The organism is Arsenophonus endosymbiont of Apis mellifera, assembly GCF_903968575.1.
GTDB lineage: Bacteria > Pseudomonadota > Gammaproteobacteria > Enterobacterales > Enterobacteriaceae > Arsenophonus > Arsenophonus apicola.
The window spans coordinates 157,938-180,560 of record NZ_CAJCFU010000078.1 but is presented as its reverse complement, the minus strand read 5'-3'; the positions used below and the strand labels follow the sequence as shown (position 1 = coordinate 180,560).

Genomic DNA, 22,623 nt, shown 5'->3' with positions numbered 1-22,623 from the left:
AATATACATCTAAAATTTGTTAAGAGAAAAACGTTTTGAGTTTGAAGATAATCGTCATTTAAATTTTTCTATTTATCTAATCAAAGTGATTTTGATAATATTAATTATTAAAAATTATTATTAAATTAGTTATAACATAAATTAGAAATTGAAATTTAAATAAACTTTATTATGTTATAAAGTTATAACATTATTTGACAATATTATCGTGGTTTATTTTTTTGGAGAATTTGTTGCCTTGTTTTTAATTTTTATTTTTTTACAAAAATAAAAATATCTATTGTTTTATTCCTTTAAATTACAAACAACTAACATTTAATGGTAGATAATTTACATCAATTGCTTTGATATGTGATACTATTCTTCATCTCTCATTGAGAAAATGAATAAAGTAAATTTAATTTTCCTCAATATATGAGATGGCAGTTTCTTTAATTAATAGACTAACAAAATTTTACACCTTAATGATATGGTACAATTTTATTCTTCCAGGCAGCGTAAAGTTAAGCCCGATAATTTGACAGTAATAGCTGAAAGTCTTGACGCTCAGGGCCAAGGTGTCGCGCATTATCAAGGAAAAACAATTTTCATTACTAATTTACTTCCAGGTGAGCAAGCACAAATTCAACTTACGGAAGATAAAAGACAATTTGCCAAGGCAAAAGTAAGCAAACGATTGACTGATAGTCTTGAGCGGGTGGTGCCGCTTTGTCGTCATTTTGGCATCTGTGGCGGTTGTCAACAACAACATGTGACGCCAACTCTTCAACGTGCGGCTAAAGCCAGTATATTAGAATATTTATTTCAAGGAGCAACGGGAAGAACGGTAAAATCATTGCCGGTTATCGCAGGCATTGAGTATGGATATCGCCGTAGAGCGCGGTTTGGTCTCCACTACCAACAGTCAGAACGTCGTTTACAAATGGGATTTCGCCAAAGCCAATCAAATGTGTTGGTAGAACTGAAAATGTGTCCTGTATTACAACCAGAACTAGAAAAATTATTACTGCCTGTTGCTGACTGTTTAAACAAATTGGCAGCAGTTAAACACTTAGGACATGTTGAGCTTGTTAATGCGGATAACGGTGTAAGTGTTATCTTACGTCATCTTAAACCGTTAGTTACTGATGATAAAATGTTATTAACTGCTTTTGCCAGAAGCTATGATCTCAATGTTTATTTGGTCGACAATAGTGCTAATCGGCTTAAACTTGTTAGTTCAGCAAGTAATGATAGTGATCCTTATTATTCTATTGAGAATATGAAATTGACATTTGATCCGCAAAATTTTATTCAAGTAAACCCCGAAATCAATAAAAAAATGGTTGCTCAAGCGTTGGATTGGTTGGCGCTTGAGCCGAAAGATAGGGTGTTGGATCTATTTTGTGGCATGGGTAATTTTACCTTGCCCATCGCACGTCATGTTCATTCTGTTGTTGGTGTTGAAGGCGTTGCTGAATTGGTAGCGCAAGGGCGTTATAACGCTAGTTTAAATCGATTAACTAATGATGAGTTTTATCAAGCTGATCTTGAGTGTGACATAGATTGCCACCCTTGGGCAAAAATGGGTTTTAACAAAATTTTATTAGATCCTGCCCGTGCTGGGGCTATAGGCGTAATGCCACATATTATCAAATTTAAGCCAGAACGGGTTGTCTATATCTCCTGCAACCTAACGACATTAGTAAAAGATAGTAAACAATTACTTACGGCCGGTTATCAACTTATAAGTGTCAGGATGTTAGATATGTTCCCGCATACTAGTCATCTTGAGTCTATGGCACTTTTTTGTCGCGATTCAAGCAAATAGGCAAGGAAAGATTATGGTTGCAATTAGAAGCGCTCATTTGACATCTGCAGGTGAATTTGCCGTTGATAAATGGGTTGCTAGTCTCAAACTTAGCAACAATGACTCAGAAAAAAAGTTAATTGAACTTTGGCATTACTGCTTTAGCAAAGTTCAGCACTATGAAAATAGTCAATTATTACTTTGGCGTGGGATCGAGATGGGAGAAATCCTGTCAACATTAAGTATGGATCTCGATAGTCTGCGCGCAGCAATGCTATTTCCACTAGTTGATGCCAAAATTGTCAATGAGGAAATTATTAATATTGAGTTTGGTAAATCCATTCACGCTTTAGTTAAAGGTGTGATGGAGATGGACGCCATTCGCCAGTTGAATGCTAACCAATTAGGCGACAAGAGTTCTAGCCAGGTAGATAATATTCGCCGATTGTTACTCGCCATGGTGGAAGATTTTCGTTGCGTGGTGATTAAGATAGCAGAACGCATTGCCTATTTACGTGAGGTAAGGGATCGCTCTGAAGATGAAAGAGTCCTAGCAGCAAAAGAGTGCTTAAATATATATGCTCCTTTGGCCAACCGTTTAGGCATTGGGCAATTGAAATGGGAGCTAGAAGATTTCTGTTTTCATTATTTACACCCGGATGAATATAAAAAGATTGCTGAATTACTCCATGAACGACGTATTGATCGTGAACGATATATTGATGATTTTGTTTCGTCACTGCGACACTTTATGTTACAGGAAAGCATTACAGCAGAAATTTATGGCCGTCCAAAGCATATATATAGCATCTGGCGAAAGATGCAAAAAAAATATCTGACTTTTGATGAACTTTTTGATGTTCGCGCTGTGCGGATTGTCGTTGAACGTTTGCAAGACTGTTACGCTGCATTAGGTATTGTGCATACCCATTTTCGTCATTTACCTGATGAATTTGATGATTATGTTGCTAATCCAAAACCAAATGGTTATCAATCCATTCATACTGTGGTATTAGGGCCAAACGGTAAAACGATTGAAATACAAATTCGGACTCGACAAATGCACGAAGATGCAGAATTAGGTATTGCTGCTCATTGGAAATATAAAGAAGGAGCAGTAATAACGGGCAAAGAGAGTAGCTATGAAAATCGTATTGTCTGGTTGAGAAAATTGATAGCCTGGCAGGAAGAGATGGCTGATTCAGGGGAAATGCTTGATGAAGTTCGTAGCCAGGTTTTTGATGATCGCGTCTATGTTTTTACTCCTAAAGGTGATGTTATTGATTTGCCTGCTGGTTCAACCCCACTTGATTTTGCCTACCACATTCATAGTGATGTTGGCCATCGCTGTATTGGCGCTAAGGTCAGCGGCCGAATTGTGCCTTTTAGCTATCACTTACAGATGGGAGATCAAGTTGAAATTATCACGCAAAAGTATCCAAACCCTAGCCGTGACTGGCTCAATCCAAATTTAGGTTACATTACGACAAGTCGTGGTCGCGCTAAGATCCACAATTGGTTTCGTAAGCAGGATCGTGATAAAAATATCCAGGCAGGAAGGCAAATATTAGATAACGAACTTAATCATTTAGCGGTAAGTTTAAAAGAGGCTGAAAAGTTGTTATTAACGCGCTACAACGTTAACTCGTTGGATGAAATTCTCGCTGGTATTGGCGTTGGTGATATTCGTATTAATCAACTGGTAAATTTTTTACAGAATAAATTTAGCCAAACGACTGCCGAAGAAGCCGATCGCGCCGCTTTAAAGACGTTGGAAGATAAAATATCTGCTAACCGCTTGCCAGTAAAGGATAGTGGTAGCATTGTTGTAGAAGGTGTTGGCAACTTGATGCACCACATTGCTCGTTGCTGTCAGCCAATTCCTGGTGATGATATTGTTGGTTTTATTACCAAAGGTCGAGGTATTTCTATCCATCGTATCGATTGTGAGCAACTGATTGAGCTACAATTGCACGCTCCAGAAAGAATAGTCGATGCTATTTGGGGAGAAAACTACTCAAGTGGTTATTCATTAGGCCTGCGAATTCTTGCTAATGATCGGAGTGGATTATTAAGAGATATCACGACTGTCCTTGCTAATGAAAAAGTAAATGTTTTAAGTGTTAGTAGTCGTAGTGATATTAAACAACAATTGGCCACGATTGATATGAATATTGAAATCTATAATTTACCTGTTTTAGGTCGTATTTTGGCGAAATTGAATCAACTTCCTGATGTATTCGAGGCAAAACGTCATATTAAGTCGTAATTATTACCTCATGTTTTAGCAAGCAGTGCGTTAATTGGTTTTTGATCTTTATTAACTTTGGATGGAAATTACATGCAAACGGACTCAGGTACAATAGAACGATTGTTATTGATTATGACTCAGTTACGTGATCCTGAGCATGGTTGTGCATGGGATAAAGTGCAATCTTTTGCCACAATAGCGCCTTATACGCTGGAGGAAACTTATGAAGTTCTTGATGCGATTGAACAACAGGATTTTGCTGCTTTAAAAGAAGAATTGGGTGATTTACTGTTTCATATTGTCTTTTATGCTCAAATGGCAAAAGAACAAGCATTATTTGATTTTAATGAAATCTGCCAAGTTGTTAATCAAAAGTTAATATCACGTCATCCCCATATTTTTGCTGGGCAATCACGCGTAAATAGCGATAAAGCAAACTATGATTGGGAAAAAAATAAAGTTAAAGAACGAGCAGCAAAAAACCAGCATTCCGTTTTGGATGATATTCCACCAGTACTGCCGGCATTAATGAAGGCTAATAAAATGCAAAAACGCTGTGCAGCTGTGGGTTTTGATTGGAAAGAATTTGCACCAGTATTAGCCAAAGTGCATGAAGAAATTGAAGAAGTTTTGGCAGAAATTAATAAGCCTGCACCGATACAGTCGCGTATTGAAGAAGAAATTGGTGATTTACTTTTTGCAGTGGTTAATTTATCGCGCCATCTTGGCCATGAGCCAGAATTAGCATTACAGAAAGCGTGTCATAAATTTGAACGCCGCTTTCGTCAAGTAGAAAAACTGATCTTAAACAAAGGCAGTTCATTAGAAAATGCTACACTAGATGAAATGGAAAAACTTTGGCAGCAAATTAAAAAAGAGTGATTCCTGTTTTTAGCTGAATGGATTAAATATTAGTTAGAATGTTATAATCGAGCAGCTATTTGTTGCAGGGAATTGACCAAAGTTAATTCTTGATATTAAAAGATTATTGATGAAAATTAACCTTAATAGGCTAAGAACATTTGTAGCAGATTTAAGGTTAGGGTATACTGCTTTCCCGTCCTGTTATATTCATCGTCTTTTACACCTAAATTTTCAGGTTCAGCATGAAAACAAATTATATTTTTGTAACCGGCGGGGTAGTTTCCTCTCTGGGCAAAGGCATTGCCGCAGCCTCTTTGGCTGCTATACTTGAAGCCCGTGGACTGAATGTTACCATTATGAAACTGGATCCTTATATTAATGTTGATCCAGGCACGATGAGCCCAATCCAACATGGAGAAGTTTTTGTTACTGAAGATGGTGCAGAAACTGATCTTGACCTAGGGCATTATGAACGTTTTATTCGTACTAAAATGACACGCCGTAATAATTTCACCACCGGTCGCGTATACTCTGAAGTGTTACGTAAAGAGCGTCGTGGTGATTATTTAGGCGAAACCATTCAAGTTATTCCTCATATTACCGATGAGATCAAAAATCGGATTATTCGTGGCGGAGAAGGTCATGATATCGTTTTGGTTGAAGTTGGTGGTACAGTGGGCGATATTGAATCTTTACCTTTTTTGGAAGCGATTCGCCAATTAGCTGTTGATGTTGGTCGTAAACACACCCTTTTCTTGCATCTTACTTTAGTCCCTTATTTACCTGCTGCGGGTGAAGTTAAAACCAAACCGACGCAACATTCGGTAAAAGAACTTCTTTCTATTGGTATTCAGCCGGACGTGTTAATTTGCCGTTCTGATCGGGTTATTCCTGTAAATGAACGGGCAAAAATTGCGCTTTTCTGCAATGTACCGGAAAAAGCGGTGATTTCATTAGAGGATGTTGATTCAATTTATAAAATTCCTGCATTATTGAAATCTCAGCAGTTAGATGATTATATTTGTGAGAAATTTGAACTTGCATGCCCAGCCGCTGATTTGTCTGAATGGGAACAGGTTATTGATGCGCAAGCCAACCCGGTAGGTAAGGTAACTATTGGCATGGTAGGTAAATATATAGAGTTACCTGATGCTTATAAATCGGTTATTGAAGCGTTAAAACATGGCGGTTTAAAAAATCGTTTAACAGTAAATATTAAACTGATTGATTCGGAAGATATTGAAGCGCGTGGTAGCGAGCTACTAAAAGGACTTGATGCTATCCTAGTTCCAGGTGGTTTTGGTGAACGGGGTGTCGAAGGAAAAATTATGGCAGCACGTTACGCACGGGAAAATAATATTCCTTATTTGGGTATTTGCCTGGGAATGCAGGTTGCCCTGATTGAATATGCTCGTCATGTTGCCGGTATGGCAGGGGCAAACTCGACAGAATTTGCGCCAGATTGTCCCTATCCAGTTGTTGCTTTAATTACGGAATGGTCTGATGACAGTGGTAATATTAAAGTTCGCAATGAGAAGAGTGATCTTGGCGGTACGATGCGAGTAGGTGGTCAATTATGCCATTTAGTGAAAGGCAGTAAAGTCCGTGAGTTATACAATAGCGACACAATTATGGAACGGCATCGCCACCGTTTTGAAGTCAATAATATGCTTTTAGCGCGGATTGAAGAAGCGGGTTTATGTATTGCAGGACGCTCGGCGGACAATAAGCTGGTGGAAATTATTGAGGATCCTAACCATCCTTGGTTTGTAGCTTGTCAGTTTCATCCTGAATTTACTTCGACACCAAGGGATGGTCATCCTTTATTTGCTGGTTTTATCAAAGCTGCGAAGGAATATCAGCAAGGCCAGCTGAAATGAGATATGGGTTAATGGTATTAATTTGTTACCATTGGCTGAAATTTAACTTGTACTGAGGAAAATTTAATGTCCAAAATCGTTAAAGTCATCGGGCGTGAAATCATCGACTCCCGTGGTAATCCGACTGTTGAAGCAGAGGTTCATTTAGAAGGGGGATTTGTTGGTTTAGCAGCGGCACCCTCTGGTGCATCGACCGGTTCACGAGAAGCATTGGAACTACGTGATGGTGATAAAGCTCGCTTTTTAGGTAAAGGTGTCCTGAAAGCAGTTGCCGCAGTGAATGGCCCGATTGCTGATGCGTTGATCGGCCAAGATGCCAAAGATCAGGCTAATATCGATAAAATCATGATCGACTTAGATGGTACAGAAAATAAATCTAAATTCGGTGCTAATGCGATTTTAGCCGTTTCACTGGCTAATGCTAAAGCGGCAGCGGCGGCAAAAGGCATGCCTTTATATGAGCATATTGCTGAATTGAATGGCACGCCGGGTAAATTCTCTATGCCCTTACCGATGATGAATATTATCAATGGTGGCGAACATGCAGATAACAATGTAGATATTCAAGAGTTTATGATCCAGCCAGTCGGCGCAAAAAGCTTGAAAGAAGCAGTCCGGATGGGTTCAGAAGTTTTTCATCACCTGGCAAAAGTATTAAAAGCCAAAGGCATGAATACCGCGGTGGGAGATGAAGGTGGTTATGCGCCAAATTTAGAATCTAATGCTGCCGCTTTAGCCGCAATTAAAGAAGCCGTTGAAGCAGCAGGCTATGTGTTAGGTAAAGATATTACCTTAGCCATGGATTGCGCTGCCTCAGAATTCTACAACCAGGAAACCGGTAATTATGAGCTGAAAGGTGAAGGTAAAACTTTTACTTCACAAGAGTTTACTCATTATCTGGAAGAATTAACCAAACAATATCCTATCGTTTCTATTGAAGATGGGCTTAATGAGTCAGATTGGGATGGTTTTGCCTATCAGACTAAAGTGTTGGGTGACAAAATTCAGTTAGTGGGTGATGATTTATTTGTTACTAATACCAAGATCTTGCGAGAAGGTATCGAAAAAGGTATTGCTAATTCCATTTTGATTAAATTCAATCAGATTGGTACCTTAACCGAAACTTTAGCGGCAATTAAGATGGCGAAAGATGCGGGTTACACGGCGGTTATCTCACATCGCTCAGGTGAAACTGAAGACGCGACAATTGCAGATTTGGCAGTAGGAACAGCAGCGGGTCAGATCAAAACAGGTTCTATGAGCCGTTCTGATCGGGTAGCTAAATATAACCAATTAATTCGTATTGAAGAAGCATTAGGTGAAAAAGTTCCTTTTAATGGTCTAAAAGAAGTGAAAGGCCAGGCTTAAGTTTACCGTTGTTGATTCAACAGATACTAAAGGCGAGAGACTTATTGTTATCTCGCCTTTTTATTAATTATCCTTTGGATGTCGTTATGGTTTAATAAGGGCAAAGGTTTATTGATGTTTTCAATTTATTATGGTTGCCGGCCAAAAATTAGCAATCCAGAATTTTCAAATAGACTATCACCACGTAGAGAAAAATTTTGCGCGATGAGCGTACCGTTTAATTGAATATTATTATTTTTGCATGAATAACTATTACTACATTGATAAGGATGGCTTTCCAGAAAAATATTTTGTCCTTTGACAATAGCTTGTTGGTCAAGTTTAAACTGACTATGGTGTAAATAAGTTAAATGAGTATCCGGTTTGATTAGGTGCTTAAGTTTAATATTAGCTTGCTGAAGGCTATAGGAAATCGCGCCAGTTGCGGCAAGGAAATGTTGCTGTCCAGCGTTAAGAGTAATGTTATCATTGATGGTAATTTTATCGGCGACAAGATTGAGTTTAGCAACATTTATTTTAGCCTCAATATTCACCAGATTATTAATGGGCAAAGCATTTTCTCTATCATCAGTTAAATTAATCCTGCTACCTATTGTGGTAATGAATTTTAAACTCTTCAGCTGTTGTAACGTTTTCTCCGCTGGGATTTCCAATTTACCTGCGATAAGCGACAGATTTTTGACATTGTCTGTTTTACCATTTTTCCAACTGATCCCGTTAGGATTGGCAATAATCAGATCAGCAATAGTTCCTTTAATACCGATTGAGCCTTGTAGATTAGAGTGTTTATTACTAGTAATTTCTGCGATAATAATCATAGCCGCTGTGTTATCCAGTTTTGGATTTGACAGAATATCGTTATTAAAGGTAATGCTATTTTGACTAAAAGGCAGTTCAGAAAAAGTATTATATGAAATTCCATTTTCCAGTGGTTTAGCAATTTCAACAGTAGAAGTATCAGCATAAATAAATTTATTAAAACTAATTAAAATAAATAATATAAAATTTAAACTTAATTTGGATAAAATTGAGTAATAGTCCATTATAACTCCTTTTAACATTAATATATTTATGATAAAAAATTTATGTCAGGTTTATTATATATGAAATTCTAGATTTTGATTTTACCAATAATCTTATTTAAAATTGCTTTAGATAATTAATGTCAAATTATTTTTAATTATAAATATGATTTTATGAACTAATATTTTATTTTTTTAAGTTGATTAAATAGCTATTTATTTTTTTATTTATAATAAATATTAAATACAATAAAAAAGAAAATTTGCTTTGATATTGAAATCGTCTATATTTCAGTTGCTTTTTACTTGTGATTTTAGGAGCTAATTATGGAAAATCAAATCCAGAAAAAAATGATGCCAGAAGAAGTTAAAGGGTGGAATTGGGGCGCTTTTATGTTCAGTATTTTTTGGGGGTTTGGTAATCGAACTTATTGGCCACTTCTTTGTATTATTCCACTATTTAATTTTATTTGGATGTTTGTATGTGGTTTTAAAGGGAATGAATGGGCATGGTGTAATGGTAACTATAATGATGTAAGAACGTTTAAAGTGGTACAGGATACTTGGAATAGAGCTGGATTGGCTGCATTTATTATTAGTCTGATTTTTATTATTCTCTATTTTTTATTTTTTTCAGTATTTGCTATTTTTTATTTTACTAGTCCCGATTACGGACATGTTCAGGCGGGATAGATTATTATCTCAATGCCTAATAATAAAAAGAAATAATTGTCAATTTTTATTAATGAGGAAAAATAACCTTTCAATAGAAGGGTTATTTTTCCATAATATTATTAGAGGTGAATAGTTAATGTTATCCCCGGTTTTAAATCTGCTATTTTAACGCCAGAATTCCAATTCATAAGATCCTTAAGATCGATACCATGACGTTTAGCAATACTATAGTAGGAATCCCCTTGACGGACTTTGTAGGTCTTGATATTAACTTTACCTTTCTTGCCTAGGGAAGTGCTATTTTTAGCAATCATAGTTGCTGTACGATAACTATGTTTGCCGCTAATTTTTAAAGTTTGCCCAATCCGCAAGTTGGCTGTTTTCATACCATTTAGTGACTTAAGTTTATCGGTTGTCATGTTAAAACGTTTGGCGATAGTCGATAAGGAATCACCGCGTTTAACTTTATAACTACTGATAGCAAGTTGTTTAGCTAATAGCTGTTTATTATTTTTGGCAACTGCAAGACGAATACTGTTCAATACATCTTGATCAGAAAGCGCATCTTTAAGCAGCTCAGCTTTATCGGTTGGTAGCATAATAGTGTAGGGGCCGGTGGGTGGGGTTATATTATGCTTTAAATTAGGATTATAGGCTTTAAGTGTGGTTAACGACAGCCCAGAAAGTCTAGCTGCTTGCGGTAAAGTAATTTGTTCACCGATATTCACTTGGGTAAGCGCATTATTTTTATTGGTCGTTGGTAATGGCAATGTATATTGATCGCTGTTGCGTAATATATCACTGAGAGCCAAAATTTTTGGCACATAGTTCATGGTTTCTTTAGGTAATGATAACGACCAATAATCTGTAGGTAATCCAAGGGTTTCATTTTTCTTAATGGCATTAAGTACGCAGCCTTCACCACAATTATAAGCAGCCAAGGTTAAAGGCCAATCACCGTCGAATAAATTATTTAAACGTTGAAGTAAATTTAGCGCTGCAGTAGTAGAGGCAGCGACATCTCTGCGTTCATCAACCCATTTATTTTGTTTTAATCCATAGGATTGACCGGTCAATGGAATAATCTGCCATAATCCTGTTGCCTGTGCCTGAGAGGTTGCATGGGGATTAAAAGCGCTTTCCACAATAGGAACTAAGGCCAGCTCCATTGGCAAGTTACGCTGATCAATTTTTTCAACAATCCAGTACATGTAAGGCTCTGCGCGTAATGTCACATTCTGCAGATAGCTTTTTTTGGCTAAATAAGATTTGATTTGATTTGCGATCCTGGCATTAGCAGGAATATCCATTTTCAGCTCATTACTAATATAACCCCACAAATCATTTTCTATTAAATAGGTTGATTCCCAAGCGGTGGTTTCAATATCTTGATTGGCTGAAGACGGATCTGGTGTTTGCTTTTTGGGGTTCATTTGACAGCCAACAAGCAAAACAGAGGCGAATAGTATCGCTTTTGTCTTCATTAATGTAACCTATCCTAGGCTGTTATTTATTCAATTGCTTAATAAAGAGGTCAATGATACTGATCTCGTTAGCTAATGACAACCATCAATTTAAAAGCGATCTTTTAGTTTGCGAATTTTGGCAAACACATCACAATTTGAAGCAGTAGCAGGCGAAAATCCCAATACTTTTTGTAAATTTGGATCGTCATATCTTAAGAAAATATTAATCTTTTTTTCAACTTTAAGTTGTGATGGCAGTGTGGGTTGTTTTTGGGCTCGTTTTTGATTGACGGCTAAAGTAAAGGCTTTTATCGCCTCATCATGGGGTAATAAATAACTGGCAAATGCCATATTGGCAGCGGTGTACTCATGTGCGCAACAGACTAACGTCTTATCAGGTAAAGCTTTAAGGGTTTCAATCGAGTGATACATTTGTTCAACTGTACCTTCAAATATACGTCCACAACCACCAGAAAATAGGGTATCACCACAAAATAGATAAGGTTTTTGATAGTAAGCAACATGTCCTAGTGTATGTCCTGGCACAGCTAAAATTTGCCATGAAAATCCAGCAAAGTTTAGCTGCTCTCCACCTTTTATAACACATGTTGTTCCTTTATTACTGGTTTCCATTGGGCCATAAACGACTAATTCTGGATAATAACTTTGTAATTCTTTGACACCATCGACGTGATCATGGTGGTGGTGAGTGAGTAAAATAACGACTGGCTGTATGGCATTTTGTTGTAAAAATTGCTGTACCGGCTTAGCGGTACCAGGGTCAACAATAATACAATTACCTTGATTGATTAATAGCCATATATAATTATCAACTAGGGAAGGAATTCTGATAAGCTCCATAATATAATAATGCCTCATAGCTAATGGGTTAGAAGGATATTACAATGAAGTCAGCTCGTATTGCTCAACTGTCTAAAATGCCTGACTCCTGGGAAGATATCCCATGGGGAGAGTATTATCGTATTGCATTGAACCAGCAGCTACAACCATGGTGGCCAAAAATATTTGGTTTCCATTTGTTAAAAATTGGTCAATTGAGTTTACAAATTGACACTCAATCATCGCTGATTACTCATCAATTTAGCATGAATCTTGCCGGTAGCAACTTTCAATTATTAGGTGATCCTAATAAAATGCCTTTTGAGGACAAATCGATTGATGCCTGTCTTTTGATTCAGCAACTATCTTACACTAATAACCCACATTGGTTATTGCGTGAAGCCGATAGAATTTTAGTTGATGATGGTTGGCTAATTTTATCTAATTTTAATCCCTTTAGTTTGTTAGGGATAGGGAAATGTATTCCTTTTTTGCGTAAGCGGCAACCCTACCTTAGTCATATGTTCTCAACCTGGCGTCAACTTGATTGGTTGAGCTTATTGAATTACGAAGTACTGCATCACCAAAGTTTTCAAATGATACCTTGGGTAAGTCCTAACCATTTTATCAATAAAAATTTGCAATTTGCCGGTTGTATTAATCTTATCATTGCCCGTAAAAGAACGTTACCGTTGACGCCAACACCAAAAAAACTTATGCGAACCCGCCTGAAAATAGGTAATACAGTTGGGATAGCTAAGTGTTGGCGTAAACGTCATTAATTTTGCTCCGCCTGGTAGCCGCTATCCTCTTCTGTTGGAGAATTTGCTGCATTTCTTGCTAATTCATCGCATCGCTCATTTTCTGGATGACCCGCATGGCCTTTAACCCAGTGCCATTCTACCTGATGTCGCGAAATTGCTGCGTCTAATCGTTGCCATAAATCAACATTCAAAACAGGCGATTTATCTGCACGTCGCCATTGGCGATTTTTCCAGTTGTGTATCCATTGAGTGATCCCTTTACGTACATATTGACTATCTGTGGTTAGAATAACCTGGCAGGAGTGCTTCAGCGTTTCCAAACCAATAATGGCAGCCATTAACTCCATACGATTATTGGTGGTACGAAAATAGCCCTTGCTCAATGTTTTTTCATGTTTATGATAACGGAGTAAAATACCATAGCCGCCTGGGCCTGGATTACCTAAGCAAGAACCATCGGTGAAAATTTCTACCTGTTTCGTCATTTCTGATAAACTCATTTTATTGGTGATTTATAACCCTAAGTCTGACATAAAAAGGCACTATGAGCACAGTGATTACACGACAAATTGTTCTTGATACGGAAACTACTGGTATGAATAAGCTAGGGATCCATTATGAAGGGCATAATATTATTGAAATTGGGGCGGTAGAGGTAATTAATCGCCGCCTGACCGGCCGTCATTTTCATGTTTATATAAAACCAACACGATTAGTTGATCCTGAAGCTTTCGAAGTTCATGGTATTAGTGATGAGTTTTTACAGGATAAACCCACATTTGCCGAAATAGCGGATGAATTTTTAGATTTTATTCGCGGTGCTGAGTTAGTGATCCATAATGCCCCTTTTGATATTGGATTCATGGACTATGAATTTTCTAAGTTAAATAGAGATATTCCACCAACCGCCAACTTTTGTCAGATCACAGATAGCTTGGTGCTGGCCAGAAAGTTGTTTCCGGGAAAACGGAATAATCTTGATGCTTTATGTGATCGCTATCATATTGATAACTCAAAGCGTACCTTACACGGCGCATTGCTCGATGCTGAGATCTTGGCCGAAGTTTATATGGCAATGACAGGAGGCCAAACCTCTTTAGCTTTTTCAGTTGATTCTGAGCCGGGTAGTGAGGTTTATGTAGGGGATATTAAACGAATAAAGAGAGAGGCGTCTGGATTAAGCATAATTTATGCAAATCCAGAAGAAATTGCTGCCCATGAGGAACGACTGGATTTGATTGAAAAGAAAAGTGGCAGGATTTCGCTTTGGCGATCGAATAATAGTGAAAAAGAGCAGGTTAAACATTAACCACTATTGCTTTTTTAGCTGAAAAAATGTGCAAACAGTGATTTTTTTTCTAAAAGATATTGACGTATAGATAGCTGATTCGTAATATCGTGGTCGTTCTTAACTCGATTATATCGTGGTGCGGTAGTTCAGTTGGTTAGAATACCGGCCTGTCACGCCGGGGGTCGCGGGTTCGAGTCCCGTCCGCACCGCCAATATTATGAAACCCTGAGCAATAAGTCTCGGGGTTTTTTGTCTTTTTTAGAAAATTGGCACCTTTTTTCCAGTAAAATCATATCCAATCTCACAGCCTTTTTGCTTAGAAAAAATTAGGATGTTAGTGTTTTGGTTTTCGATGTAGCACAAACTGTGTTGTTATTATTTTTTCATTCACTTATTTTGATTCCTTTGTGATTAATTAAGGTTTTGTTACCGTTGGTTATTTAGGCTAGGTACCTAGATTAAATTTTAACTGTTAAAATGACAAAGTAGCATTGAGAAAATCAGTGTGAAATTTGCTATTTATTCGAGATGGAGTAAACAATGATCACTCGTAAAATCCTTGCTAATGCTATTCGTTTCCTCAGTATGGATGCGGTTCAGAAAGCAAAGTCAGGGCATCCAGGAGCGCCAATGGGAATGGCGGATATTGCTGAAGTACTCTGGCGTGACTATTTGGATCATAATCCGGCTGATCCTAGCTGGGTAGATCGTGACCGTTTTGTATTATCTAATGGCCATGGCTCTATGCTACTTTATAGTTTGCTACATCTTACCGGTTATGATTTACCGATCGAAGAATTAAAAAATTTTCGCCAACTTCACTCCAAAACACCGGGACATCCTGAATATGGTTATACTCCAGGTGTTGAAACCACGACTGGCCCACTGGGACAAGGGATTGCAAACGCTGTAGGGTTTGCTATTGCCGAGCGAACGTTAGCTGCGCAATTTAATCGTCCTGAGCATACTATTGTTGATCATTATACCTATGTATTTATGGGTGATGGTTGCATGATGGAAGGTATTTCACATGAAGCTTGTTCACTGGCCGGAACACTAAAACTAGGTAAACTGATTGCCTTTTATGATGATAATGGCATTTCAATCGATGGTGAGGTAGAAGGTTGGTTTACGGATAATACTGCTGAACGTTTTGCTGCTTATCACTGGCATGTGATCAAGGGTATTGATGGACATGATCCAGAACAAATAAAGTCAGCAATAGAACAAGCCCGTAAGGTTACCGATAAACCTTCTTTATTAATCTGCAAGACAATAATTGGTTATGGCTCGCCACATAAGGCGGGATCTGAAGAAGCGCATGGTTCGCCATTAGGTGAAACGGATATTGCTGAAACCCGGACGGCACTAAATTGGCCTTATCCAGCTTTTGAAATACCAGCAGATATCTATCAAGCCTGGGATGCTCGCGAAATAGGGCAGAAAAAAGAGACCGCCTGGCGTGAAAAATTTGCCGCCTATCAACAGGCTTTTCCGCAACTTGCCAATGAATTTATACGTCGTACCCACGCTGAATTACCGGCAAATTGGCAAGCTCTGGCGAATGATTTCGTAAGCGAATTACAACGTAACCCCGCCAATATTGCCAGCCGTAAAGCTTCACAAAATACATTGGAAGTTTTCGGTAAGGTATTGCCTGAACTTTTAGGCGGCTCTGCAGATTTAGCTCCTAGTAATTTGACTATGTGGTCGGCTTCTAAATCAATAAATGACGATTTAGCCGGTAATTATATTCACTATGGTGTCCGTGAATTTGGTATGTCGGCAATTATGAATGGCATCGCATTGCATGGTGGTTTTATACCCTATGGCGCAACTTTTTTGATGTTTGTTGAGTATGCCCGTAATGCAGTACGCATGGCTGCGTTAATGAAAATTCGTAGTATTTTTGTTTATACTCATGATTCTATTGGCCTGGGTGAAGATGGCCCCACTCATCAGCCTGTTGAGCAATTAGCTAGTTTGCGTATGACGCCTAATATAAGTACTTGGCGTCCCTGCGATCAGGTGGAATCAGCCATTGCTTGGCAATATGCGATTGAGCGTAAAGAGGGGCCAAGTGCGTTGATTTTTTCCCGTCAAAATCTTGAGCAGCAGCCACGTGATGCTAAACAGTTAGCCAACATTATTAAAGGGGCTTATGTGCTGAAAGATTGTGAAGGAACACCAGCCCTTATTTTGATAGCAACCGGCTCTGATGTTGGATTAGCTGTTAAGGCTTACGAAAAGTTGACCGCGGAAGGCTATAAAGTACGGGTGGTTTCTATGCCATCAACGGATACTTTTGATCAACAGGACGCCACATATCGTGAGTCTGTATTACCCTGTTCGGTGACAGCACGACTTGCTGTTGAGGCGGGCATTGCTGATTATTGGTACAAATATGTGGGGACAACCGGTGCGGTTGTTGGTATGCATACTTTTGGCGAGTCAGCGCCGGCTGAGATTTTATTTAAAGAATTTGGTTTTAGCGTGGAAAATGTGATTGCAAAGGCAAAATCTTTATTGTCGTAATTGACAGAAACGGTGTGAGCGTACTGGTCAATTTTATATGATTAGATACGCTTTTTTTATTTAAGCCGATGATCTTGATCTATTGCGAACATCTTTTTAATGTCGTAACCTGTTTACGTTTAGCTGAAACGTTTCAGTTTTGAAGTTGATAGAGATTTATTGATCAAAAGCACACTTTTTATGATTGACAACAAAAATCCTCAGTACAAAAGCTGTAATTATCAGTATTCTTAGCCGTTAATAAATCAGTTGTTAAATTGAAGGAATAGTATGGTAGTTAGAGTGGCAATTAATGGATTTGGGCGAATAGGGCGTAGTGTTTTAAGAGCGCTTTATGAATCAGATCACCGCGCTCAAATAACTGTTGTTGCGATTAATGAAATTGCTACTGCAAAAGGGATAGCGCATTTATTGAAGTATGACTCTAGTCATGGTCGATTTGGCTGGGATGTGCACCTGGATAACGATTCGTTAGTGGTGGGTAATGACAAGATTCATCTCTTTCATCAATCTGAGATTGAAAAACTGCCATGGCGGGCATTGGATATTGATATAGTACTTGATTGTACTGGTATTTATGGTTCAAAGGCCGATGGTTATGCGCATTTAGCCAGTGGTGCAAAAAAGGTTCTATTCTCCCATCCAGGCAGTACTGATCTAGATGCGACTATTGTCTATGGTGTTAATGAAACCAGTTTGAAAAATAGTGATCAATTGGTATCAAACGCATCATGTACCACAAATTGTATTATTCCTGTGATAAAAATATTAGATGATGCTTTGGATATTGAGTCTGGTACAGTGACAACAATTCACGCTGCAATGAATGATCAGCCGGTTATCGATGCTTATCATCCAGACTTACGTCGAACACGTGCGGCTAGCCAATCTATTATTCCTGTTGATACCAAATTAGCTGCTGGGATCACTCGAATATTGCCTAAATTCAAAGATCATTTTGAAGCCATATCGGTTCGCGTGCCGACTATCAATGTAACGGCAATTGATCTCAGTGTGACGGTAAGATCTAAAGTAACGGTAAGGAAAGTCAATCAACTATTGCAACAGGCAGCAAAGGATTCATTTCATGGTATAGTTGATTATACTGAATTGCCGTTAGTATCAACTGATTTTAATCATGATCCACACAGTGCTATTGTCGATGGTACGCAAACACGTGTTAGTGGAGAACACCTGATTAAGCTTTTAGTTTGGTGTGATAATGAGTGGGGTTTTGCCAATCGTATGCTTGATACGACATTAGCAATGGCTGCTACTGGTTTCAACAAATCTATCTGTTGACAGACAGTATGGGCATACTGTTCTCCATACACAGCAGAAGATTAATAATTTAGAGAATCAACGAGAGGATTCACCATGTCTGTAATTAAGATGACTGATTTAGATCTAGCGGGTAAAAAAATATTCATCCGGGCTGACCTAAACGTTCCTGTCAAAGATGGCAAAGTTACCTCTGATGCACGCATCCGTGCTTCTTTACCGACGATTGAAAGCGCTTTAAAACAAGGCGCAAAGGTAATGGTAACGTCTCATTTAGGTCGCCCTATTGAAGGTGAGTATAATGAGGAGTTTTCATTGAAACCCGTTGTAGACTATTTAGCAGATAAGCTTGATTACCCTGTTCGTTTGGTAAAAGATTATTTAAATGGGGTGGAAGTTGCTAATGGCGAGCTGGTGGTTCTTGAGAATGTTCGCTTCAATAGGGGGGAAAAAAAGGATGATGAAACTCTATCTAAGCAATATGCCGCACTTTGTGACATCTATGTAATGGATGCATTTGGTACCGCTCACCGAGCTCAAGCTTCAACTCATGGAGTGGCAAAATTTGCACCTATCGCATGTGCAGGTCCACTATTATCTGCTGAGTTGGAGGCATTAGGTAAAGCATTAAAAGAGCCAGCTCGTCCAATGGTTGCAATCGTTGGTGGTTCAAAAGTTTCTACTAAATTAACTGTTTTGGATTCTTTAGCAAAAATTGCCGATCAGATTATTGTCGGAGGGGGTATTGCCAATACTTTTATTGCTGCTGAAGGTCATAAAGTTGGCCGTTCTTTATATGAAGATGATTTGATCCCAGAAGCAGAAAAATTATTAGCGACTTGCGATATTCCTGTGCCAACCGATGTTCGTGTGGCAACCGAATTTTCTGAAACGGCACAAGCGGTGATGAAATCGGTTAATGATGTTAAAGATGATGAGCAGATTTTGGACTTAGGTGATGAAACTGCTAAACGTTTGGCTGATATCCTTAAAAAGGCAAAAACGATTTTATGGAATGGCCCGGTTGGGGTTTTCGAGTTCCCTAATTTTCGTCATGGCACCGCAGTGATTGCACAAGCCATTGCTGAGAGCGAAGCTTTCTCTATTGGCGGTGGTGGCGATACATTAGCGGCCATTGATCTGTTTGGTATTGCAGATAAAATCTCTTATATTTCTACTGGCGGTGGTGCTTTTCTTGAATTTGTGGAAGGTAAAAAATTACCTGCCGTTGTCGTGTTAGAAGAACGCGCAAAACAGTAATTATATCTGAAGAAAATGACAGGTAGTATTGCTTACCTGTCCAATAATAGGACTTTATCTCATGTCTAAGATTTTTGATTTTGTAAAACCAGGTGTTATTACCGGCGATGATGTGCAAAAAGTTTTTGCCATTGCCAAAGAGCATAAATTTGCGTTGCCGGCCGTCAATTGTGTAGGTACAGATTCGATTAATGCTGTTTTGGAAACTGCCGCTAAGGTTGGTTCTCCTGTCATTGTCCAATTCTCTAACGGTGGTGCCTCGTTTATCGCTGGTAAAGGTTTAAAAGCAGAAGGCCAGCAAGCTGCGATTTTAGGCGCAATTTCAGGAGCTCATCATGTACATCAGATGGCAAAACATTATGCTGTACCTGTGATATTACACACCGATCATTGTGCACGTAAACTACTGCCTTGGATTGATGGCTTACTGGATGCCGGTGAGGAATATTATAAAACCACCGGTAAACCACTGTTTTCATCTCATATGATCGACTTGTCTGAAGAGTCATTGGCGGAAAATATTGAAATTTGCTCCCAATATTTGCACCGGATGAGCAAAATGGGGATGACGTTAGAAATTGAGTTAGGTTGTACCGGCGGTGAGGAAGATGGTGTCGATAACACGGGCTTAGATAGCACATCACTTTATACCCAACCCGAAGATGTCGCCTACGCCTATGAGCAATTGAGTAAAATTAGTCATCGATTTACGATTGCGGCATCTTTCGGTAATGTACATGGTGTTTATAAGCCAGGTAATGTTCAATTAACACCAAAGATCCTTAAGAATTCACAAGAATACGTTGCGCAGAAATTTAATTTGCCAGCGGAAAATAATCTGAATTTTGTTTTCCATGGTGGTTCAGGCTCTACTGCTGAAGAGATTAAAGAAGCAGTCAGTTATGGTGTGGTAAAAATGAATATTGATACTGACACCCAATGGGCGACTTGGGAAGGCATTTTGAATTATTATAAGAAAAATGAAGGTTATCTACAAAGCCAATTGGGTAATCCAGAAGGTCAAGATAAACCTAATAAAAAATATTATGACCCTCGTGTTTGGCTGCGTGCGGGTCAAACTTCTATGATTGCGCGTTTAGAACTTGCATATAAAGAGTTAAATTGTATCAATGTGCTGTAACTAATCGCTATTCTATTTCCTGGTTCTCAACCCTATGGTTCACACCATAGGGTTTTTTATTATATAAAGTAAGCTCGTTTTTTCATTTGTTGCTTATTTGCAATAATTTATGCCATGTATACAAAACCCGCGAACGGCTCACAAAATATTTTTTTCTTGAAAATACCCATCCTCGAATGGATCCACGGGTTAATCCTTTAGTAAAAGCCAGCCTACTATTGTTGAATTTTTGTAAAATAATTATTGAGCAAAATTGGCCAATATGATTGCCGCACACTATATTAAATTTTTCATTAGATAGGTGGATTTTGAAGTAGATAGCGGATCAAAATTAATAATCAAGTTAGGTACAAAAAATGAACACAATGCTCAATAGTCAATATTATCATCTTGAGTCACAGAAAAATTTAACAAAATTTACTCGTAGTAGCGAATGGGGCCGGGTACCAATATTCGATAAAAAAGATAACGATGTAATAACTGGTGGGGCAGACGACGATACCATAAATGGTGGTGAAGGCGACAATACAATAAATGGCATGGAAGGTAACGATTTAATATTTGGTAATGGAGGCAAAGATATAATATATAGCGGGGATGGCAAAGATACAATAGTTGGTGGGGAAGGCAACGATACCATAAATGGTGGTGAAGACGACGATACAATAGATGGTGGGACAGGTAAAGATATAATAGATGGAGGGGAAGGCAACGATACGATAAATGGTGGTCAAGACGACGATATAATAGATGGCGGAACAGGTAAGGATACAATAGATGGCGGGGAAGGAAACGATACGATAAATGGTGGTGAAGACGACGATACAATAGATGGCGGTGCAGGCAAGGATATAATAGATGGCGGGGAAGGCAATGATAGCATATTTGGTGGTGAGGACGACAATATAATAAATGGCGGGGCAGGCAACAATACGATCGATGGTGGCAATGGCGACGATCTAATATTTGGCAATGGAGGCAACGATATAATAGATGGCGGTGCAGGCAAGGATATAATAGATGGCGGGGAAGGCAATGATAGCATATTTGGTAGTGAGGACGACGATATAATAAATGGCGGGGCAGGCAACAATACGATTTATGGTGGCAATGGCGACGATTTAATATTGGGCAATGGAGGCAACGATATAATAGATGGCGGGGAAGGCAACGATAAACTATATGGCAGGGTCGGCAACGATATAATAAATGGTGGTCAAGACGACGATACAATAGATGGCGAGGATGGTAACGATAAACTAAATGGCGGGATGGCAACGATATAATAGATGGCGGATATGGCAACGATACAATCGTTGGCGGGACAGGTAACGATCTAATAGGAGGTGGGGCAGGCGACGATATAATAAACAGTGGGGAAGACGACGATACAATAGATGGTGGGGACGGCAACGATAAAATAGAGGGTGGGGATGGCAACGATAAAATAGAGGGTGGGGATGGCGACGATCTAATATTTGGCAATGAAGGCAACGATATAATAGATGGCGGGACAGGAGACGATAAAATAAATGGCGGAAAAGGCAATGATACAATAGATGGCGGGGATGGCAACGATTTAATAACTGGCGGGAAAAGCAATGATATAATAATGGGCAGCAGAGGCAACGATATTTTAGATGGCGGGGATGGCAACGATATTATAGATGGCGGCGATGGCAACGATTTAATAATTGGCGGCGATGGCAACGATACAATTAATGGAAGGAATGGCAACGATACAATAGAGGGCGGGACAGGTAGCGATAAACTATATGGTGGTTCAGGAATAGATATTTTTAACTACGAAGCAATTAATGATTCATTATTCACATCACCAGATATAATAATGGATTTTGAAGTTGGTATTGATAAAATAGATATTTCTTTATTGAGTAAAATTAGCAATAGTTTTTTTCATATCAACTGTGTAAATAGCTTTTCTGATAAAAAAAATGAAATGCTCATCAATTATGATAAAACACAAAATTTAACAAAATTAATGCTGGATCATGATGGTGATGGGCAGGCAGAATTTCAAATTCAAATAATCGGTTCAATCAATCCTATTGAAGATGTTTTAATATTTTAAATAAATGGGCTTCTGTTGTATTAAAGCAAGCGGATTAGCAAAAGTTTTTTAGTGGCGAACAAATAAAATTTTGGATAACTAATGATAAATCTTGCCTTGCCGAA

General features: G+C 38.5%; 18 protein-coding genes and 1 tRNA gene. 15 read left to right on the top strand and 4 right to left on the bottom strand.

Translation table 11 applies throughout. The features are described 5' to 3' along the window. The first annotated feature begins 469 nt into the window (after positions 1 to 469). The 5 genes from rlmD to eno all read left to right on the top strand — a co-directional run bounded on the left by rlmD (position 470) and on the right by eno (position 8,152). Positions 470 to 1,810: a 23S rRNA (uracil(1939)-C(5))-methyltransferase RlmD gene (gene rlmD, locus H1X92_RS13390; RefSeq protein ID WP_180560610.1), complete on the top strand. Its 1,341-nt coding sequence runs from the start codon at positions 470 to 472 to the stop codon at positions 1,808 to 1,810. Positions 1,811 to 1,823: 13 nt separating this feature from the next. Next, positions 1,824 to 4,058: a GTP diphosphokinase gene (gene relA, locus H1X92_RS13385; protein WP_180560609.1), complete on the top strand. Its 2,235-nt coding sequence runs from the start codon at positions 1,824 to 1,826 to the stop codon at positions 4,056 to 4,058. Positions 4,059 to 4,130: 72 nt separating this feature from the next. Then, entirely contained in the window at positions 4,131 to 4,922 is a 792-nt protein-coding gene (gene mazG / locus H1X92_RS13380) for a nucleoside triphosphate pyrophosphohydrolase (protein WP_180560608.1), read from the top strand. Between the two features lie 224 nt (positions 4,923 to 5,146). Next, entirely contained in the window at positions 5,147 to 6,784 is a 1,638-nt protein-coding gene (gene pyrG / locus H1X92_RS13375; protein ID WP_180560607.1) for a glutamine hydrolyzing CTP synthase, read from the top strand. A 66-nt stretch (positions 6,785 to 6,850) separates the two neighbouring features. Then, on the top strand, positions 6,851 to 8,152 hold the full coding sequence (eno, locus tag H1X92_RS13370) for a phosphopyruvate hydratase (protein ID WP_180560606.1): 1,302 nt from the start codon (positions 6,851 to 6,853) through the stop codon (positions 8,150 to 8,152). A gap of 128 nt (positions 8,153 to 8,280) precedes the next feature. On the opposite strand, the gene H1X92_RS13365 is transcribed toward eno, so the two are convergent. Beyond that, on the bottom strand, positions 8,281 to 9,195 hold the full coding sequence (locus H1X92_RS13365) for a two-partner secretion domain-containing protein (RefSeq protein ID WP_180560605.1): 915 nt from the start codon (positions 9,193 to 9,195) through the stop codon (positions 8,281 to 8,283). A 306-nt stretch (positions 9,196 to 9,501) separates the two neighbouring features. On the opposite strand from H1X92_RS13365, the gene H1X92_RS13360 reads away from it, so the two are divergent. After that, positions 9,502 to 9,867 (top strand): ribonuclease G, encoded by a 366-nt coding sequence (locus H1X92_RS13360; RefSeq protein WP_180560604.1) that lies wholly within the window; start codon positions 9,502 to 9,504, stop codon positions 9,865 to 9,867. Between the two features lie 101 nt (positions 9,868 to 9,968). Here H1X92_RS13360 and mltD read toward each other — a convergent pair whose 3' ends face one another. After that, positions 9,969 to 11,333 (bottom strand): murein transglycosylase D, encoded by a 1,365-nt coding sequence (mltD, locus tag H1X92_RS13355; RefSeq protein WP_180560603.1) that lies wholly within the window; start codon positions 11,331 to 11,333, stop codon positions 9,969 to 9,971. A gap of 90 nt (positions 11,334 to 11,423) precedes the next feature. Further along, positions 11,424 to 12,176 (bottom strand): hydroxyacylglutathione hydrolase, encoded by a 753-nt coding sequence (gloB, locus tag H1X92_RS13350; protein ID WP_180560602.1) that lies wholly within the window; start codon positions 12,174 to 12,176, stop codon positions 11,424 to 11,426. Between the two features lie 44 nt (positions 12,177 to 12,220). Here gloB and H1X92_RS13345 point away from each other — a divergent pair, with 44 nt between their 5' ends. After that, on the top strand, positions 12,221 to 12,937 hold the full coding sequence (locus H1X92_RS13345; protein WP_180560601.1) for a methyltransferase domain-containing protein: 717 nt from the start codon (positions 12,221 to 12,223) through the stop codon (positions 12,935 to 12,937). Here H1X92_RS13345 and rnhA read toward each other — a convergent pair. Then, entirely contained in the window at positions 12,934 to 13,404 is a 471-nt protein-coding gene (gene rnhA, locus H1X92_RS13340; protein ID WP_180560600.1) for a ribonuclease HI, read from the bottom strand. The two genes, H1X92_RS13345 and rnhA, sit on opposite strands and share 4 nt — an antisense overlap. A 59-nt stretch (positions 13,405 to 13,463) precedes the next feature. Here rnhA and dnaQ point away from each other — a divergent pair, with 59 nt between their 5' ends. From dnaQ to H1X92_RS16285, 8 genes are all read left to right on the top strand, one after another. After that, positions 13,464 to 14,228 carry a DNA polymerase III subunit epsilon gene (dnaQ, locus tag H1X92_RS13335; RefSeq protein ID WP_180560599.1) on the top strand — a complete coding sequence of 255 codons (765 nt, stop codon included), beginning with the start codon at positions 13,464 to 13,466 and terminating at the stop codon, positions 14,226 to 14,228. Positions 14,229 to 14,345: 117 nt separating this feature from the next. Beyond that, a tRNA-Asp gene (locus H1X92_RS13330) sits at positions 14,346 to 14,422 on the top strand. A gap of 328 nt (positions 14,423 to 14,750) precedes the next feature. Continuing rightward, a complete protein-coding gene (tkt, locus tag H1X92_RS13325; RefSeq protein ID WP_180560598.1) occupies positions 14,751 to 16,745 on the top strand; it encodes a transketolase in 1,995 nt (664 codons plus the stop codon). Positions 16,746 to 17,015: 270 nt separating this feature from the next. Beyond that, on the top strand, positions 17,016 to 18,047 hold the full coding sequence (epd, locus tag H1X92_RS13320) for an erythrose-4-phosphate dehydrogenase (RefSeq protein ID WP_180560597.1): 1,032 nt from the start codon (positions 17,016 to 17,018) through the stop codon (positions 18,045 to 18,047). Between the two features lie 75 nt (positions 18,048 to 18,122). After that, on the top strand, positions 18,123 to 19,286 hold the full coding sequence (gene pgk / locus H1X92_RS13315; protein ID WP_180560596.1) for a phosphoglycerate kinase: 1,164 nt from the start codon (positions 18,123 to 18,125) through the stop codon (positions 19,284 to 19,286). A gap of 61 nt (positions 19,287 to 19,347) precedes the next feature. Continuing rightward, on the top strand, positions 19,348 to 20,427 hold the full coding sequence (gene fbaA, locus H1X92_RS13310; protein ID WP_180560595.1) for a class II fructose-bisphosphate aldolase: 1,080 nt from the start codon (positions 19,348 to 19,350) through the stop codon (positions 20,425 to 20,427). A gap of 356 nt (positions 20,428 to 20,783) precedes the next feature. Next, positions 20,784 to 21,713 carry a calcium-binding protein gene (locus H1X92_RS13305; protein WP_180560594.1) on the top strand — a complete coding sequence of 310 codons (930 nt, stop codon included), beginning with the start codon at positions 20,784 to 20,786 and terminating at the stop codon, positions 21,711 to 21,713. Beyond that, positions 21,710 to 22,519 (top strand): calcium-binding protein, encoded by an 810-nt coding sequence (locus tag H1X92_RS16285; RefSeq protein ID WP_370520701.1) that lies wholly within the window; start codon positions 21,710 to 21,712, stop codon positions 22,517 to 22,519. Before H1X92_RS13305 ends, H1X92_RS16285 begins: the two co-directional genes overlap by 4 nt. The last annotated feature ends 104 nt before the right edge of the window (positions 22,520 to 22,623 follow it).

Excerpts from the sequence above, each read along its gene's own strand:
- rlmD (WP_180560610.1), top strand. The coding sequence starts at position 470 with ATGGTACAATTTTATTCTTCCAGGCAGCGTAAAGTTAAGCCCGATAAT.
- relA (WP_180560609.1), top strand. The coding sequence starts at position 1,824 with ATGGTTGCAATTAGAAGCGCTCATTTGACATCTGCAGGTGAATTTGCC.
- mazG (WP_180560608.1), top strand. The coding sequence starts at position 4,131 with ATGCAAACGGACTCAGGTACAATAGAACGATTGTTATTGATTATGACT.
- pyrG (WP_180560607.1), top strand. The coding sequence starts at position 5,147 with ATGAAAACAAATTATATTTTTGTAACCGGCGGGGTAGTTTCCTCTCTG.
- eno (WP_180560606.1), top strand. The coding sequence starts at position 6,851 with ATGTCCAAAATCGTTAAAGTCATCGGGCGTGAAATCATCGACTCCCGT.
- H1X92_RS13365 (WP_180560605.1), bottom strand. The coding sequence starts at position 9,195 with ATGGACTATTACTCAATTTTATCCAAATTAAGTTTAAATTTTATATTA.
- H1X92_RS13360 (WP_180560604.1), top strand. The coding sequence starts at position 9,502 with ATGGAAAATCAAATCCAGAAAAAAATGATGCCAGAAGAAGTTAAAGGG.
- mltD (WP_180560603.1), bottom strand. The coding sequence starts at position 11,333 with ATGAAGACAAAAGCGATACTATTCGCCTCTGTTTTGCTTGTTGGCTGT.
- gloB (WP_180560602.1), bottom strand. The coding sequence starts at position 12,176 with ATGGAGCTTATCAGAATTCCTTCCCTAGTTGATAATTATATATGGCTA.
- H1X92_RS13345 (WP_180560601.1), top strand. The coding sequence starts at position 12,221 with ATGAAGTCAGCTCGTATTGCTCAACTGTCTAAAATGCCTGACTCCTGG.
- rnhA (WP_180560600.1), bottom strand. The coding sequence starts at position 13,404 with ATGACGAAACAGGTAGAAATTTTCACCGATGGTTCTTGCTTAGGTAAT.
- dnaQ (WP_180560599.1), top strand. The coding sequence starts at position 13,464 with ATGAGCACAGTGATTACACGACAAATTGTTCTTGATACGGAAACTACT.
- tkt (WP_180560598.1), top strand. The coding sequence starts at position 14,751 with ATGATCACTCGTAAAATCCTTGCTAATGCTATTCGTTTCCTCAGTATG.
- epd (WP_180560597.1), top strand. The coding sequence starts at position 17,016 with ATGGTAGTTAGAGTGGCAATTAATGGATTTGGGCGAATAGGGCGTAGT.
- pgk (WP_180560596.1), top strand. The coding sequence starts at position 18,123 with ATGTCTGTAATTAAGATGACTGATTTAGATCTAGCGGGTAAAAAAATA.
- fbaA (WP_180560595.1), top strand. The coding sequence starts at position 19,348 with ATGTCTAAGATTTTTGATTTTGTAAAACCAGGTGTTATTACCGGCGAT.
- H1X92_RS13305 (WP_180560594.1), top strand. The coding sequence starts at position 20,784 with ATGAACACAATGCTCAATAGTCAATATTATCATCTTGAGTCACAGAAA.